13 protein-coding genes and 3 pseudogenes are annotated in these 15768 nt (G+C 51.9%); 8 read left to right on the forward strand and 8 right to left on the reverse strand.

Annotated features, from left to right (window positions below; all coding sequences use genetic code 11):
- The first annotated feature begins 166 nt into the window (after positions 1–166).
- The 3 genes and pseudogenes from E0D98_RS08805 to E0D98_RS08815 form a co-directional block, all read left to right on the forward strand.
- Entirely contained in the window at positions 167–709 is a 543-nt protein-coding gene (locus E0D98_RS08805; RefSeq protein ID WP_000717009.1) for a YfaZ family outer membrane protein, read from the forward strand.
- Between the two features lie 99 nt (positions 710–808).
- Positions 809–2011 carry a nicotinamide mononucleotide deamidase-related protein YfaY gene (locus E0D98_RS08810; RefSeq protein ID WP_000921642.1) on the forward strand — a complete coding sequence of 401 codons (1203 nt, stop codon included), beginning with the start codon at positions 809–811 and terminating at the stop codon, positions 2009–2011.
- Positions 2012–2074: 63 nt separating this feature from the next.
- Positions 2075–2536, forward strand: a pseudogene (locus tag E0D98_RS08815) (aldolase/citrate lyase family protein); the annotation flags it as partial.
- A gap of 40 nt (positions 2537–2576) precedes the next feature.
- On the opposite strand, the gene E0D98_RS08820 reads toward E0D98_RS08815, so the two are convergent.
- The 4 genes from E0D98_RS08820 to glpA all read right to left on the reverse strand — a co-directional run bounded on the left by E0D98_RS08820 (position 2577) and on the right by glpA (position 7737).
- Positions 2577–3479: an ISNCY family transposase gene (locus E0D98_RS08820; RefSeq protein WP_000140553.1), complete on the reverse strand. Its 903-nt coding sequence runs from the start codon at positions 3477–3479 to the stop codon at positions 2577–2579.
- A gap of 193 nt (positions 3480–3672) precedes the next feature.
- Entirely contained in the window at positions 3673–4863 is a 1191-nt protein-coding gene (gene glpC, locus E0D98_RS08825; protein ID WP_001000358.1) for an anaerobic glycerol-3-phosphate dehydrogenase subunit GlpC, read from the reverse strand.
- Positions 4860–6119 carry a glycerol-3-phosphate dehydrogenase subunit GlpB gene (gene glpB, locus E0D98_RS08830; protein WP_001209921.1) on the reverse strand — a complete coding sequence of 420 codons (1260 nt, stop codon included), beginning with the start codon at positions 6117–6119 and terminating at the stop codon, positions 4860–4862. Before glpB ends, glpC begins: the two co-directional genes overlap by 4 nt.
- Positions 6109–7737: an anaerobic glycerol-3-phosphate dehydrogenase subunit A gene (gene glpA / locus E0D98_RS08835; protein ID WP_000857257.1), complete on the reverse strand. Its 1629-nt coding sequence runs from the start codon at positions 7735–7737 to the stop codon at positions 6109–6111. Before glpA ends, glpB begins: the two co-directional genes overlap by 11 nt.
- Positions 7738–8009: 272 nt before the next feature.
- Between glpA and glpT the strand changes: the two genes are divergently transcribed.
- Together glpT and glpQ are read left to right on the forward strand one after the other, a co-directional pair.
- On the forward strand, positions 8010–9368 hold the full coding sequence (gene glpT, locus E0D98_RS08840; RefSeq protein WP_131890591.1) for a glycerol-3-phosphate transporter: 1359 nt from the start codon (positions 8010–8012) through the stop codon (positions 9366–9368).
- 4 nt (positions 9369–9372) lie between these two features.
- Complete coding sequence (glpQ, locus tag E0D98_RS08845) at positions 9373–10449, forward strand: glycerophosphodiester phosphodiesterase (protein WP_000768973.1); 1077 nt, start codon at positions 9373–9375, stop codon at positions 10447–10449.
- 41 nt (positions 10450–10490) lie between these two features.
- Here glpQ and E0D98_RS08850 read toward each other — a convergent pair.
- A pseudogene (locus E0D98_RS08850) lies at positions 10491–10730 on the reverse strand (LysR family transcriptional regulator); the annotation flags it as partial.
- On the opposite strand from E0D98_RS08850, the pseudogene E0D98_RS27835 reads away from it, so the two are divergent.
- Positions 10728–10832, forward strand: a pseudogene (locus tag E0D98_RS27835) (hypothetical protein); the annotation flags it as partial. The pseudogenes E0D98_RS08850 and E0D98_RS27835 overlap by 3 nt on opposite strands.
- 79 nt (positions 10833–10911) lie before the next feature.
- Complete coding sequence (gene inaA / locus E0D98_RS08855) at positions 10912–11562, forward strand: lipopolysaccharide kinase InaA (protein ID WP_000301045.1); 651 nt, start codon at positions 10912–10914, stop codon at positions 11560–11562.
- A 53-nt stretch (positions 11563–11615) separates the two neighbouring features.
- Here the strand turns inward: inaA and yfaE are convergent, their stop codons facing one another.
- The 3 genes from yfaE to nrdA all read right to left on the reverse strand — a co-directional run bounded on the left by yfaE (position 11616) and on the right by nrdA (position 15374).
- Entirely contained in the window at positions 11616–11870 is a 255-nt protein-coding gene (gene yfaE, locus E0D98_RS08860) for a ferredoxin-like diferric-tyrosyl radical cofactor maintenance protein YfaE (RefSeq protein ID WP_000124825.1), read from the reverse strand.
- Positions 11870–13000 (reverse strand): class Ia ribonucleoside-diphosphate reductase subunit beta, encoded by a 1131-nt coding sequence (gene nrdB, locus E0D98_RS08865; RefSeq protein WP_000332036.1) that lies wholly within the window; start codon positions 12998–13000, stop codon positions 11870–11872. Before nrdB ends, yfaE begins: the two co-directional genes overlap by 1 nt.
- 88 nt (positions 13001–13088) lie before the next feature.
- On the reverse strand, positions 13089–15374 hold the full coding sequence (nrdA, locus tag E0D98_RS08870) for a class 1a ribonucleoside-diphosphate reductase subunit alpha (RefSeq protein WP_001075177.1): 2286 nt from the start codon (positions 15372–15374) through the stop codon (positions 13089–13091).
- Between the two features lie 127 nt (positions 15375–15501).
- Between nrdA and ypaB the strand changes: the two genes are divergently transcribed.
- Positions 15502–15645, forward strand: coding sequence for a protein YpaB (ypaB, locus tag E0D98_RS28415; protein WP_001300064.1), 144 nt, complete (start codon positions 15502–15504; stop codon positions 15643–15645).
- Positions 15646–15768: the final 123 nt, after the last annotated feature.

Here is a 15768-nt window from a genome sequence, read left to right on the forward strand (position 1 = left end):
GTGTATCGGTAAAGTGTGTTTATTTTTTCGGCGTTTAATTATTTAAGAAGTATTTAGTTACAATAAGTGACTAGATCCCTTTTTTCGCTCATTGAATCCTCTGTGCCAGGCAGTACAATCCCGCAGCTTTGGGAATTTTGATTAATTGCTTGTGGGAAAGGGGATAATGAAAAAAATTGCGCTAGCAGGTCTGGCCGGAATGCTGTTGGTTTCTGCATCGGTCAATGCAATGAGCATCAGCGGCCAGGCGGGTAAAGAATACACCAATATTGGTGTCGGTTTTGGGACTGAATCGACGGGCCTGGCTTTAAGCGGTAACTGGACACATAACGACGACGACGGTGACGTCGCGGGCGTGGGGCTGGGGTTGAATCTGCCTCTCGGGCCGTTAATGGCGACCGTTGGCGGAAAAGGCGTTTACACCAACCCGAATTACGGCGATGAAGGTTATGCCGCAGCGGTAGGAGGTGGTTTGCAGTGGAAAATTGGCAACAGCTTCCGTTTGTTTGGCGAGTATTACTACTCTCCGGATTCGCTCTCCAGCGGTATTCAAAGTTATGAGGAAGCGAATGCTGGCGCGCGTTACACCATTATGCGTCCAGTCAGTATTGAGGCGGGTTATCGCTACCTGAATCTGTCGGGTAAAGACGGTAACCGCGACAACGCCGTGGCTGACGGCCCGTATGTTGGGGTTAACGCCAGTTTCTGATCCCTTCCGGCGCGGCATTCTGTCGCGCCATTCAGTTTCTTACTACGCCTTATCTCCCTTTGCGTTATAGTGATTCGATAACAAAAGCAGGAGATAACCATGTTAAAAGTGGAAATGCTATCCACCGGGGATGAAGTGTTACACGGGCAAATCGTTGACACTAACGCTGCCTGGCTGGCCGATTTTTTCTTTCATCAGGGGCTGCCATTATCTCGCCGCAATACGGTGGGGGATAACCTTGATGACTTAGTCACCATTCTTCGCGAACGTAGTCAGCACGCCGATGTGCTGATCGTTAACGGCGGGCTGGGACCGACCAGCGATGATTTAAGCGCACTCGCCGCTGCGACAGCAAAAGGTGAAGGCATGGTGCTGCATGAAGCCTGGCTCAAAGAGATGGAACGCTATTTCCACGAACGTGGACGAGTAATGGCACCGAGCAACCGTAAACAAGCGGAGCTGCCTGCCAGTGCTGAATTTATCAATAACCCGGTAGGCACCGCCTGTGGTTTTGCCGTGCAGCTTAATCGTTGCCTGATGTTCTTTACTCCCGGCGTACCGTCAGAATTTAAGGTGATGGTCGAGCACGAAATCCTGCCGCGTCTGCGCGAGCGTTTTTCTTTACCACAGCCGCCGGTTTGTCTGCGTTTAACTACCTTTGGTCGTTCGGAAAGCGATCTGGCACAAAGCCTGGACACTCTACAACTGCCGCCGGGCGTAACAATGGGCTATCGCTCTTCAATGCCGATTATCGAACTGAAACTCACCGGACCGGCAAGCGAGCAACAGGCGATGGAAAAACTGTGGCTGGACGTTAAACGTGTTGCCGGACAGAGCGTGATTTTCGAAGGCACCGAAGGACTGCCCGCGCAGATCAGTCGCGAATTGCAAAACCGCCAGTTCAGCCTGACGTTGAGCGAGCAATTCACCGGCGGTTTATTGGCTTTGCAACTTTCTCGCGCAGGTGCTCCATTGCTGGCGTGTGAAGTGGTTCCTTCACAGGAAGAAACCCTGGCGCAAACTGCGCACTGGATTACAGAACGGCGGGCCAACCATTTTGCCGGGCTGGCACTGGCTGTTTCGGGTTTCGAGAACGAGCATCTCAACTTTGCGCTAGCCACGCCAGACGGCACTTTCGCTCTGCGTGTGCGTTTCAGCACTACACGCTACAGCCTGGCTATCCGTCAGGAAGTGTGCGCAATGATGGCACTGAATATGCTGCGCCGTTGGTTAAACGGCCAGGATATCGCCAGTGAGCATGGCTGGATTGAGGTTATTGAGTCCATGACCTTATCTGTCTGATTCCGCCACTCTGTGCCGGTTTACTGCACCGGCACATTCCCCCTCCGGCAAAACTTGTCCAACCCTCCCTACGGTGAGCGTGGTGTTGGGGCCAGTGTGGCACGGGCTGCGCGCTGGGGACGCATTGAGAATTACATGGCGCAAGTTAACGATTCACTTTGTCTGTTGGTGCAGGTGGAAAGTAAAACGGCACTGGATAACCTGGACGAAATCCTCGACGTCGAAGGGATTGATGGCGTGTTTATTGGACCTGCGGATCTTTCTGCGTCGTTGGGCTACCCGGATAACGCAGGGCACCCGGAAGTGCAGCGAATTATTGAAACCAGTATTCGGCGGATCCGTGCTGCGGGTAAAGCGGCTGGTTTTCTGGCTGTGGCTCCTGATATGGCGCAGCAATGCCTGGCGTGGGGAGCGAACTTTGTCGCTGTTGGCGTTGACACGATGCTCTACAGCGATGCCCTGGATCAACGACTGGCGATGTTTAAATCAGGCAAAAATGGGCCACGCATAAAAGGTAGTTATTGATATCAAAGGCCCATGGGGATCGGCTGTGGGCCTGTGTTAATTAGTGGTTATTCGCTGCCAGATCGGCTTCGCTTAGCTGGGTGGCCGCGAGCACCTGGTCACGATCAATGCCCTGTTCCAGCATGCGCAAAGCAATTTTAATGGCTTGTTCATGCATACCTTCCTGCCAGCCAATTTGATGCCCTTCCTGCCGTAGCCGTTCAGCAATAGTCATTAATCTCTCCTTTTGTAGTGGTGAACGTTCGGCAATCTCCTCAATAAAACGGGTGAAACGGGAGGTATCGCCGCATTGCAGCAGATAATTAAACAGTGTTTGTAGCTGGCTGTCATTAGTGAAGCCTCTAACCAAAAGCGTGGTGATCCTGTCGACCATGCCGATTAAATCGCGGTCGCGAATATGCTTTTGAATCAGTTCCAGCAGAGCTATACGCCGATGTTGCATGATCTCATCGTCAGGTACGATGGTGATATCCACCAACGGAAAAGCTTCGGTGTACAACTGCCGGGCAAGTTGCGGATCGTCAAACTCATCCAGCCAGTTAAGTGAGTACGGGTAGGGCGATGTTTCGCCATGATAAAACAGCAATGGCACCACCAGCGGAACTCTGTCATAGCCTTTATCCAGGTGACGCTGCATGGCGGCAGTGGCATAGCGCATTAGCCGAAAAGCCATATTCTTTTCTGCAGAGCTTTGATGTTCAATCACGCAGTAGATATAGCCGTCACCGTCGCTGGTTTCCACGGACCACAAAACATCCGAGTAGTAAGCGCGTAAACTTTTTTCAATAAAACTAGTGGGTTCCAGGCGTAAGGTTTGCAGGTTGCAAAGCTTGCGCAGTGGTTCTGGTAAATGTATTTCGAGAAAATCCCCTGCGGTTTCGGGTGTGAACATAAAGGTTTTAAACACCGCATCATGCGGGGAGGATGTTGTTGATTCGGTCATGGTTGTCCGTCACCTGATATTTATGATGACGCGACATTACGTCTATCCCGGGCCTTTGACATCTGTCAGTTTCAGCCTTTGCGAGACATTTTCAGAGGAATTTTCAAAGCGTTGCAACGCATACATGGTGCGTGGAATCGCGCTCGCAAAAATGCCCGATAAGCAATGTGCTTACCGGGCATCAAAAGGTCGGTTAAGCCAGCGCCTGGGCCAGTAGCGTAATCGGATGTTCGCAGCGAAGGCTCGTGGACATCTCAATCTGCCATTTGCAGGTTTCGCAGTCGGTGATGACCAGATCCGCGCCGCTCTCTTCTATCTGGCGGAACAGTGGCGCACCGATGGCTTGTGAGGTGGGGTAGTTCTCTTTTTTGAAACCGTAAGTACCCGCAATACCGCAGCACTGGGAATCCAGCACCGTTAACTCAAGCCCCGGGATTTTACGCAACAGCTCCAGGGTGTAGAGCGTCCAGCCCATTTTTTCCATATGGCACGGAGTGTGATAAACCACTTTCAGCGGCAGCGGTTTCAGCGGTAACGTTTTGCCTTCGTCCAGCTTGCGCCACAGCCAGCGGGTTGCCAGTTCGATATGATCGCGCAAGCCTTTGTTGTCGACATTCAGCACTTCCGGGTATTCGTCGCGCAGGGCAAATGTACAGGTTGAGGAGGTGGCAATCACCGGAATGCCTTTTACTCCCACAGCTTCGCGGATCGACTCTACATTCGTAATTGCCTGTTTGCGTGCTTTATCGGTAAAGCCGTTGGCGATTAGCGGTACGCCGCAGCATTTTTCTTTGCTGAGCAGTTGTACACCGGTACCCATTGCGTTGAGCACTTTAATTAAATCTTTACCTAACTGCGGATGGTTGTAGTTAACGAAGCAGCCGTGAAAGAAAGCGACCTGGTCTTTATATTGTGCTTGCTGAGCCGCTATGCTGCGATACCAGCGACGGAACGTGCCGAAGGAGTATTTCGGTAGCGTGCGGCGATGATCGATTTTTAACGCCGCATCAAGCAGCTGCCGCACCGGTTTCAGCGAGGTAGCGGTGTTGACGATTGGTGCGAACGGCGTGGAAACGCTACCCATCAGGTCGGTATGACTCAACACAAAATTACGCAGCGACGGGCGCGTGGTGTCATATTTTGCCCGCGCGCGCTGGATAATATCGCCAATCTTCACATCGGACGGGCAGGCGACTTCACAACGTTTGCAGTTGATGCAATATTTCAGCGCCTCGTCATACAGTGCGCCATCTTTCAAACGCAGACGCTCGCCATCCGGCCCGGCTTGTTTTGGCCCTGGATAACCGGGATTCACCCGGCTCACCGGGCAGGCGGTGGTGCAGACGGTGCACTTAATGCAGTTTTCGAAGCTGGTGTCGTTCATTGTTGGCCTCCTGCGCGTTGGGCAATCTGTTGAGCGGCATGTAAAGCACTGACGGCACAAACACCGCCGCCGCATCCCTGGGCGATGGGATCAAATCCGCCCAGCACCGAACCGATGGCAAACAGGTTCTCAATGGTTTGCCCTGCCTGCGACGGGCGTAGCGTCTCATCAGTGGTTACACCGAACTGCTGCCACGGTTGCGGCGCAAAAAAATCGCCCTTATACCATTCACCCCGCGTGGCGGTTTGTAGCACATCAAGGCCGAGAATCGGCTCGCGAATGCCGTTACGTTCCGCTACCAGTCCGCCACTAAAGAAACTGCCGCTGGCGAGAACCGCGAAACGTGGACGTAGCGGAATATCGGCGTGATTGCGGGTCCAGATTTCATTCACTACGCCATTTTTACAGGTCACTTTTTTCACTTCATCGCCCGGCATCCACACGCCACCCTGGCGCACAAACTGGCGCTGTAACTGGTTTTGCAGACGAATGCCCAGCACGGAAGGCGGCAGCGTTGGCAAAAGCATCAGTGAACAAGGTAGTTTTTCATTCAACCAACGCCACAGTTTGTCATCGGCCAGGCCGAAGCAGGCGGGCATCAGGATCATTTCGCAGGTATTGGCGACAGGAATAAGCGCATCAAGTAACAGCGGCCAGTTTTCTTCATTATCAAGGAAACGGGCGATATTCACAGCGCGAAATTCGGTGGCGTTATTGCGCAGGACATCCAGTTCCGGCAGCTCTATTTCTGCGGTTTCAACCGAAAGATCCAGTTCGCGCAACGAAGCCGCCGCAAGATGCGCCTGGAAATCCATCAGCCCGCTTATCCCCACTACACATATCTTCTTCGCGGGTAGCGGCCAGACGGGAACTTCTGGCGAACTTAACCAGGTTGCACGCAAAGTGCCGAGCGGGGTAACGCGCTGATGGGCCAGTTCCACGCTGCCCTGCAATTGCGCACCGCTTTCAGCGATCAATGCCTGCGCCTGGCAAGCGAGATCGAGCACGCGTTGTGGTTCGAGAAGACTGTAAGGATGGGCTGGTGCCTGCTGACGCAAAGATTCCAGTCCACTGTGAATGTCTGTCACCGGTTGACCATCAGGCAGATGGCTCAGCAAATCCAGCGAACCGGATGAGAAATGCAGCGCGCTTTGACCACGCGTGACAATGGCACAGCGCAGGCCGTGTTTTTGCAGTTGCAGGCCACAGAGTAATCCGGCGAGGCCGCCGCCCATAATGACAGTATCAAAGCGCATCTTTCTGCTCCTTCTCCAGACCACACAGTCCCTGATAAACCCAGCGGGTAAATTCGCTTTCGCGCAGTGCGTCTCCCCAGGCGATGGGTTGCACGCCTTTCCAGCGTTCGTTAAGGAAGGTGGAAAGTTGCTCGATAGATTGCGCGGACGTCGTGACGTTAAACCGTTGCAGCAGTCCGGCAGCGCGGCAGGCGCAGAGTTCGCCCTGGCAGGTGCCCATCCCCACACGGGTACGACGGCGTAAATCCAGCAGGCTATTAACGTTTAAATTTTCTACCGCGTACTGCACTTCACCCGCAGTTACCGCTTCGCACTCACATACCAGGCTACGGTGCAGACGGCCTTCGCTCAGCCAGGCAGGCGTGCGATCGCCATGACGATAAACCGCAGAACCGCGCAGCGGGGCAGGCAGGGAGATGACTTTACGCAAGGTAACTTCAGCGGGTTCTTGTGAACCAGGCAGTGCCAGATCGGCAGTCGTACAGGGGCGCGTGTTGCCCAGTTTGCGGCATACCGCGTCGGTAGCCCATTCAGCCATCAGCCGATAGGTCATCAGTTTGCCACCGGTGATGGTGATAAATCCGTCCAGACCATCGCGTTCAGCATGGTCGAGCAGCACGATGCCACGGCTGACGTTACGTCCGCTCGGGTCGTCATCGCTGGCAACCAGCGGGCGCACGCCAGAATAGGCCCGCAAAATGCGCGTTTTCGCCATCACGGGGGCCAGTTTTTCCCCTTCACGCAGCAGAATATCAACCTCTTCTGCCGTCACTCGATTATCGTCAATCTCGTTGTAATCAATACGTAAAGAGGTGGTACCAATCAGCGAAATGGTATCGCCAGGCACCAGAATATCGGCGTCGGAAGGTTTACGGCAGCGGTTGATCACATGCTGGTTAATGCGGTGATCCATGATCAGCAGCGATCCTTTCGCCGGGAACATGCGAATGCGCAGATCGGCATATTCGGCAATGTGTTGCCCCCAGATCCCAGCGGCATTAACCACGACAGGTGCATGAAGGGCCTGAGTTTCGCCGGTGAGATGGTTACGTACACGAACACCGCACACCGTCGCGCCTTCACGAATCAGCCCCGTGACTTCATGAGCGGTAAGGATAACGGCACCGTGTTCTTTGGCATCCAGCATGTTTGCTGCGGTCAGACGAAATGGATCAACGGTGCCATCCGGAACTTTCACCGCGCCAATCAGTGCCGGGTTAACGGCAGGTTCGATAATGCGCGCTTGCTGCGGGTCTATAGCTTCTGCGCTGATCCCTGCTTCTTCGCAGGCGCGAATAAAAGTGGCCTGGAATGAGAGGTCATCTTCCGGCAGGGTGATAAACAGGCCGTTGGTTGGTTCAACGCAGTGACGTGCAATGCGTTTCAGGATCTGGTTTTCACTAATGCATTCGCGGGCCGATTCCGCATCGGTTACCGCATAGCGCGCACCGCTGTGCAGCAGGCCGTGGTTACGCCCGGTGGCACCGGTTGCGATGTCGTGGCGCTCAACCAAAATCACGCGCAGCCCGCGCAGGGCACAGTCGCGGGCAATCCCGGCTCCCGTTGCGCCGCCGCCAATGATAATCACGTCACTTGATTGCGAGTCGCGAGTTTTCATTGTTATCCCTCTGAAGTTCGTTTTTTACCATTTAGCCATAGTAAAAACATGAATTGTTTGATTTCGCGCATATTCGCTCATAATTCGAAAGTGAAACGTGATTTCATGCGTCATTTTGAACATTTTGTAAATCTTATTTAATAATGTGTGCGGCAATTCACATTTAATTTATGAATGTTTTCTTAACATCGCGGCAACTCAAGAAACGGCAGGTTCTCTCACTGAATCAGGCTGTTAATCATAAATAAGACCACGGGCCACGGAGGCTATCAATGTTGAGTATTTTTAAACCAGCGCCACACAAAGCGCGCTTACCTGCCGCGGAGATCGATCCGACTTATCGTCGATTGCGCTGGCAAATTTTCCTGGGGATATTCTTTGGCTATGCGGCTTACTATTTGGTTCGTAAGAACTTTGCGCTTGCTATGCCTTATCTGGTTGAGCAGGGATTCTCACGCGGTGATTTAGGTTTTGCCCTTTCGGGGATCTCGATTGCTTATGGATTTTCGAAATTCATCATGGGTTCGGTATCGGATCGCTCGAATCCGCGCGTTTTCCTGCCCGCAGGTTTGATTCTGGCGGCGGCAGTGATGTTGTTTATGGGCTTTGTGCCATGGGCGACGTCGAGCATTGCGGTGATGTTTGTACTGTTGTTCCTCTGCGGTTGGTTCCAGGGGATGGGGTGGCCGCCGTGTGGTCGTACTATGGTGCACTGGTGGTCGCAGAAAGAACGTGGCGGCATTGTGTCAGCGTGGAACTGTGCGCACAACGTCGGTGGTGGTATTCCGCCGCTGCTGTTCCTGCTGGGGATGGCCTGGTTCAATGACTGGCATGCGGCGCTCTATATGCCCGCTTTCTGCGCCATTCTGGTGGCATTATTCGCCTTTGCGATGATGCGCGATACCCCGCAATCTTGTGGTTTGCCGCCGATCGAAGAGTACAAAAATGATTACCCGGACGACTATAACGAAAAAGCGGAACAGGAACTGACGGCGAAGCAGATCTTCATGCAGTACGTGTTGCCGAACAAATTGCTGTGGTATATCGCCATCGCCAACGTGTTCGTTTATCTGCTGCGTTACGGCATCCTCGACTGGTCACCGACTTACCTGAAAGAGGTTAAACATTTCGCGCTGGATAAATCTTCCTGGGCCTACTTCTTCTATGAGTATGCGGGTATTCCGGGCACCCTGCTGTGCGGCTGGATGTCGGATAAAGTCTTCCGTGGCAACCGTGGGGCAACCGGCGTTTTCTTTATGACACTGGTGACCATCGCGACTATCGTTTACTGGATGAACCCGGCAGGTAACCCAACCGTCGATATGATTTGTATGATTGTTATCGGCTTCCTGATCTACGGTCCTGTGATGCTGATCGGTCTGCATGCGCTGGAACTGGCACCGAAAAAAGCGGCAGGTACGGCAGCGGGCTTTACCGGGCTGTTTGGTTACCTGGGCGGTTCGGTGGCGGCGAGCGCGATTGTTGGCTACACCGTGGACTTCTTCGGCTGGGATGGCGGCTTTATGGTAATGATTGGCGGCAGCATTCTGGCGGTTATCTTGTTGATTGTTGTGATGATTGGCGAAAAACGTCGCCATGAACAATTACTGCAAAAACGCAACGGAGGCTAATGGCATGAAATTGAAGCTGAAAAACCTTAGCATGGCGATCATGATGAGCACTATAGTCATGGGAAGCAGTGCAATGGCGGCGGACAGCAACGAAAAAATAGTCATCGCCCATCGCGGTGCCAGTGGATATTTGCCGGAGCATACGCTGCCAGCAAAAGCGATGGCGTATGCGCAGGGAGCGGATTATCTGGAACAGGATTTGGTGATGACCAAAGACGACCATCTGGTTGTTCTGCATGACCATTATCTCGATCGTGTTACTGATGTTGCCGATCGTTTCCCGGATCGGGCGCGCAAAGACGGTCGTTACTACGCGATAGATTTCACGCTGGATGAAATTAAGTCGCTGAAATTTACCGAAGGTTTCGATATTGAAAACGGTAAAAAAGTACAGACTTATCCGGGGCGTTTCCCAATGGGTAAGTCCGACTTCCGGGTGCACACCTTTGAAGAAGAGATTGAATTTGTTCAGGGGTTAAATCACTCTACCGGGAAAAATATCGGTATCTATCCAGAAATTAAAGCGCCGTGGTTCCATCATCAGGAAGGGAAGGATATTGCGGCAAAAACGCTGGAAGTGCTGAAGAAATATGGTTACACCGGTAAGGACGACAAAGTTTATTTGCAATGTTTTGATGCTGATGAGCTGAAGCGTATTAAGAATGAGCTGGAACCCAAAATGGGCATGGATCTCAATCTGGTACAGCTGATTGCCTATACCGACTGGAATGAAACGCAGCAGAAACAGCCGGATGGAAGCTGGGTTAATTACAACTACGACTGGATGTTTAAGCCGGGTGCTATGAAACAGGTGGCGGAATATGCCGACGGTATCGGGCCGGATTACCATATGTTGATTGAGGAAACATCGCAGCCGGGTAATATCAAACTCACTGGCATGGTGCAAGATGCTCAGCAGAATAAACTGGTAGTGCATCCTTATACCGTGCGGTCAGATAAACTGCCTGAATACACTACTGATGTGAATCAGTTATATGATGCTCTGTATAACAAAGCGGGTGTAAATGGGCTGTTTACTGATTTCCCTGATAAGGCAGTAAAATTCCTTAATAAAGAGTAATGCTACTGCAGGATGGCGTTCATGCGCCATCCTGTCTCACATCAAATTTTTCCATTCACCACGAGTTGTTCCGTACACGTTTGTAGTAAAAACAGTGGACTGCCTTCTACCGGCTTTTCTTTAGCCAACAACGAAATCTGTCGATAGAAGGTTGGTTCGTGAGGAACGGAACACAATTCACCTGCAATGCTTTTCAGCGTTAACTCTGGTTGTAAGGCGATGCCTAATCCCTGTCGAATAAACTTCATCGCTGTATCCTACTGATTAAATTCACATTTTATCTACTGGGCGCACTATTAGTGGTAGTGGCTGGTGGAATCTATGCGCTGCAAATGAAGGGTAAAAGCGGTGTCACGCTAGTAGTGGCAAAAGAAATTCATTAATACGACACGTTTCATTAAGATTTTCCTCAGGTAACCACCTATAGTCATTGTCGTTAATAAAAATGACAGGCGATAGGGTATGGCAGTTTCAGCAAAGTACGACGAATTTAATCACTGGTGGGCAACAGAGGGCGACTGGGTTGAAGAGCCTAACTATCGCCGTAATGGTATGAGCGGGGTGCAATGCGTCGAGCGCAACGGCAAAAAGCTGTATGTAAAGCGCATGACGCATCATCTGTTTCATTCCGTACGTTATCCGTTCGGCCGACCAACGATTGTCCGTGAGGTTGCGGTAATTAAAGAACTGGAACGGGCCGGTGTCATCGTGCCGAAGATCGTTTTTGGTGAAGCGGTGAAAATTGAGGGTGAATGGCGAGCGTTGCTGGTGACTGAAGATATGGCGGGGTTCATCAGCATTGCTGACTGGTATGCCCAGCATGCAGTATTGCCTTATTCTGACGAAGTACGGCAAGCCATGTTGAAAGCAGTGGCGCTGGCGTTTAAGAAAATGCATAGCATTAATCGTCAGCATGGCTGTTGTTATGTTCGCCATATCTATGTGAAAACAGAAGGTAATGCAGAAGCTGGTTTTCTTGACCTGGAGAAAAGTCGTCGCCGCTTGCGTCGCGATAAAGCGATTAATCATGACTTCCGCCAGCTGGAAAAATATCTGGAGCCAATCCCCAAAGCGGACTGGGAGCAGGTGAAAGCGTATTACTACGCCATGTAATCGTTGTAGGCCAGATAAGACGCATAAGCGTTGTATCTGGCACTACAACCAATTCACATCTCGATTTCAATATCGCCTTTTGCCCGGCAACAACAGGGCAAAATTTCCCCCGGCTGAATAAAGGCTAACGGTTCGGCAATCCAGTCAACCTGACCTGCAACCAGACGGGTGCGACAGGAGCCGCAGTAACCTTCGCGACACTGATACTCAACCGCCACATTGTGGGATTCCAGCGCCGCCAGAAGGGAAGGGTGTTCATCCTGGCACAGCAGTTGTGTGCCAGTGATGCGCAGGATAACGCGGGCCATCAGAGTTGGAAGTTACTCAAATCGTCGGTGTCCACTTCCGCGTCAATCTGCCCGACCAGATAAGAACTGACTTCCACTTCCTGCGGAGCAACCTGCACGTTATCAGACACCAGCCAGGTGTTGATCCATGGGATCGGGTTGGAGCGCGTCTGGAACGGCAGATCCAAACCGACTGCCTGCATACGGATATTGGTGATGTATTCAACGTACTGGCAGAGAATGTCTTTATTCAGACCAATCATCGAACCGTCGCGGAACAGATAATCCGCCCAGTCTTTCTCCTGTTGAGCTGCCTGAACAAACAGGTCATAGCACTCCTGCTTACACTCTTCGGCAATTTCCGCCATCTCAGGATCGTCCGCGCCGCTGCGCAGCAGATTCAGCATATGCTGGGTGCCGGTCAGGTGCAGGGCTTCGTCGCGGGCAATCAGGCGAATAATTTTGGCGTTGCCTTCCATCAATTCGCGTTCTGCAAATGCGAAGGAACAAGCAAAGCTGACGTAGAAACGAATCGCTTCCAGCGCGTTAACGCTCATCAGGCAGAGATACAGTTTTTTCTTCAGCTCGCGCAGGCTAACGGTCACAGTTTTACCGTTAACGGTGTGGGTACCTTCGCCCAGCAGATGCCAGTAGCTGGTCATTTCGATCAGCTCATCGTAATAGCTGGAGATCCCTTCCGCACGTTTCTGGATCTGCTCGTTGGTGACGATATCGTCAAACACAACAGACGGATCGTTAACGATATTACGAATGATATGAGTATAGGAACGGGAATGAATCGTTTCTGAGAACGCCCAGGTTTCGACCCAGGTCTCCAGTTCCGGGATCGAGATCAGCGGCAGCAGTGCCACGTTCGGGCTACGGCCCTGAATGGAATCCAGCAGCGTCTGATATTTCAGGTTGCTGATAAAGATGTGTTTTTCGTGTTCAGGCAGTGCCTGGTAATCGATACGGTCGCGAGAAACGTCAACTTCTTCCGGACGCCAGAAGAAAGAGAGCTGCTTTTCGATCAGCTTTTCGAAGATGTCATATTTTTGCTGATCGTAGCGAGCCACGTTGACCGGCTGACCAAAGAACATCGGTTCTTTGAGCTGATCATTTTTCGTCTGTGAAAAGGTGGTATATGCCATGAGTGTGTCCTGTGGTTTTATTACCCCTCACCCTAACCCTCTCCCGCAAGGGGAGAGGGGACGGTTTGGTGCAAAGGCTGGGGGATTATCAGATCTTACATGCGCCGCTTTCGCAGCCATCGTCCTGGATTGACGGCACCAGATCGTCCTGCGCGTCTTCAGCGCCGTCACGGGTGTTCTGATAATACAGCGTTTTGACCCCGAATTTGTAGGCGGTGAGCAGGTCTTTCAGCAACTGCTGCATCGGCACTTTTCCTGACGGGAAACGTGACGGATCGTAGTTGGTGTTAGCAGAGATCGACTGATCGATAAATTTCTGCATGATACCTACCAGTTGCAGGTAGCCATCGTTACCCGGCATTTCCCACAGCAGCTCATAGGCGTCGTGCAGGTGCTCGTAGTCCGGCACCACCTGGCGCAAAATACCGTCTTTCGACGCTTTGATGCTGACGTAACCGCGCGGCGGTTCAATACCGTTAGTGGCGTTAGAGATCTGTGAAGAAGTCTCTGACGGCATCAGGGCAGAAAGCGTGGAGTTACGCAGGCCGTGCGTTTTGATTGATTCACGCAATGCTTCCCAGTCGTAATGCAGCGGCTCATTAGCGATGGTATCCAGATCTTTCTTATAGGTATCGATCGGCAGGATCCCTTTCGCGTAAGTGGTTTCGTTAAACCACGGGCACGCGCCTTGCTCTTTTGCCAGCTCGTTAGACGCTTTCAGCAGGTAATACTGAATCGCTTCGAAGGTTTTATGCGTCAGGTTGTTGGCGCTGCCGTCGGAGTAACGCACACCGTGCTTCGCCAGGTAGTAAGCGAAGTTGATCACACCAATACCCAGCGTACGACGACCCATCGCTCCACGTTTGGCGGCCGGGATCGGGTAATCCTGATAATCCAGCAGCGCGTCAAGTGCACGAACCGCCAGAATTGCTAGCTCTTCCAGTTCATCCAGGCTATTAATTGCGCCCAGGTTGAAAGCAGACAGCGTACACAGCGCGATTTCACCGTTCTCGTCGTTGACGTCGTTCAGCGGTTTGGTCGGCAGGGCTATCTCCAGGCACAGGTTAGACTGACGCACTGGCGCGATGGCCGGATCAAACGGGCTATGGGTATTGCAGTGGTCAACGTTCTGAATATAGATACGACCGGTAGACGCACGTTCCTGCATCATCAGCGAGAACAGCTCAACGGCTTTCACACGCTGCTTGCGGATGCTGTCGTCTTTCTCATATTTGGTATACAGGCGTTCAAACTCTTCCTGATCGGCGAAGAATGCGTCGTACAGCCCCGGTACGTCGGACGGGCTGAACAGGGTGATATCTTCACCTTTCAGCAGGCGGGTATACATCAGTTTGTTGATCTGTACCCCGTAGTCCATATGGCGCACGCGGTTGCCTTCCACACCACGGTTGTTTTTCAACACCAGCAGGCTTTCCACTTCCAGATGCCACATCGGGTAGAACAGCGTTGCCGCACCGCCGCGCACGCCGCCCTGAGAGCAGGATTTCACCGCTGTCTGGAAATGTTTGTAGAACGGAATACAGCCGGTATGGAACGCTTCACCACCGCGAATCGGGCTACCCAGCGCACGAATACGCCCGGCGTTGATGCCGATCCCGGCACGCTGGGAAACGTATTTCACAATCGCGCTGGAGGTAGCGTTGATGGAATCCAGACTGTCACCGCACTCGATCAGTACGCAGGAGCTGAACTGACGAGTCGGGGTACGCACGCCGGACATGATTGGCGTCGGCAGCGAAATTTTAAATGTGGAAACCGCGTCGTAAAAACGCTTCACATATTGCAGGCGCGTTTCACGCGGGTAGTTCGAGAACAGGCACGCGGCAACCAGAATATAAAGGAACTGGGCGCTTTCGTAGATTTCGCCGGTCACGCGGTTCTGTACCAGATATTTGCCTTCCAGCTGCTTAACGGCAGCATAAGAGAAGGTCATATCACGGTCGTGATCGATAAACGTGTCCATCTGCTTGAACTCTTCTTCCGTGTAGTCTTCCAGCAGATGATTATCGTATTTGCCCATCTCGACCATTTTCACCACGTGGTCGTACAGCGCAGGCGGCTCAAACTGGCCGTAGGCTTTTTTACGCAGGTGGAAGATCGCCAGGCGCGCGGCGAGATACTGATAATCCGGCGCATCACGGGAGATCAGGTCTGCGGCCGCCTTGATAATGGTTTCGTGGATGTCAGAGGTCTTGATACCGTCATAAAACTGAATGTGGGAGCGCAGCTCGACCTGGGAAATCGAAACGTTATGCAGTCCTTCTGCCGCCCAATCCAGAACGCGATGGATTTTGTCGAGATTGATGCGCTCTGTGCTACCGTCGCGCTTTGTCACCAGCAGATTCTGATTCATGTATGTCGTACCTGTTTTTGGAATTCTTTCCGCAATAGTTTCATGCAGACTACCTGTAGTACGGGAAGCTGCTTAGAACACTATATATAGGGGGTATGTTTGGGATTCACTGCAAGATAGTGTGAAAATGGCCCTCTTGCAAGTGCATAACTTTGTGGATAACTCAGGAAGGAAAAAGTGGCTTTCGCGCACCTTAGGTCAGACAAGGTGTCCGGGAAAGTCAATGGGAAGAGAAAAATTTGTTAAAAATAACTGTTCGGCGATTTCTTGAACGGCAGAATAGGTTGGATAAATTGATATAGATGGTTTATTAATCTTTTTGCTAATGATTGCAAAAATTGATCTAAGCACGAGTCATCACATAATCTGATGTATCAGTTGTGGTCAATATATA

Source organism: Escherichia sp. KCJ4928 (genome assembly GCF_004352695.1).
Taxonomy (GTDB): Bacteria; Pseudomonadota; Gammaproteobacteria; order Enterobacterales; family Enterobacteriaceae; genus ECMA0423.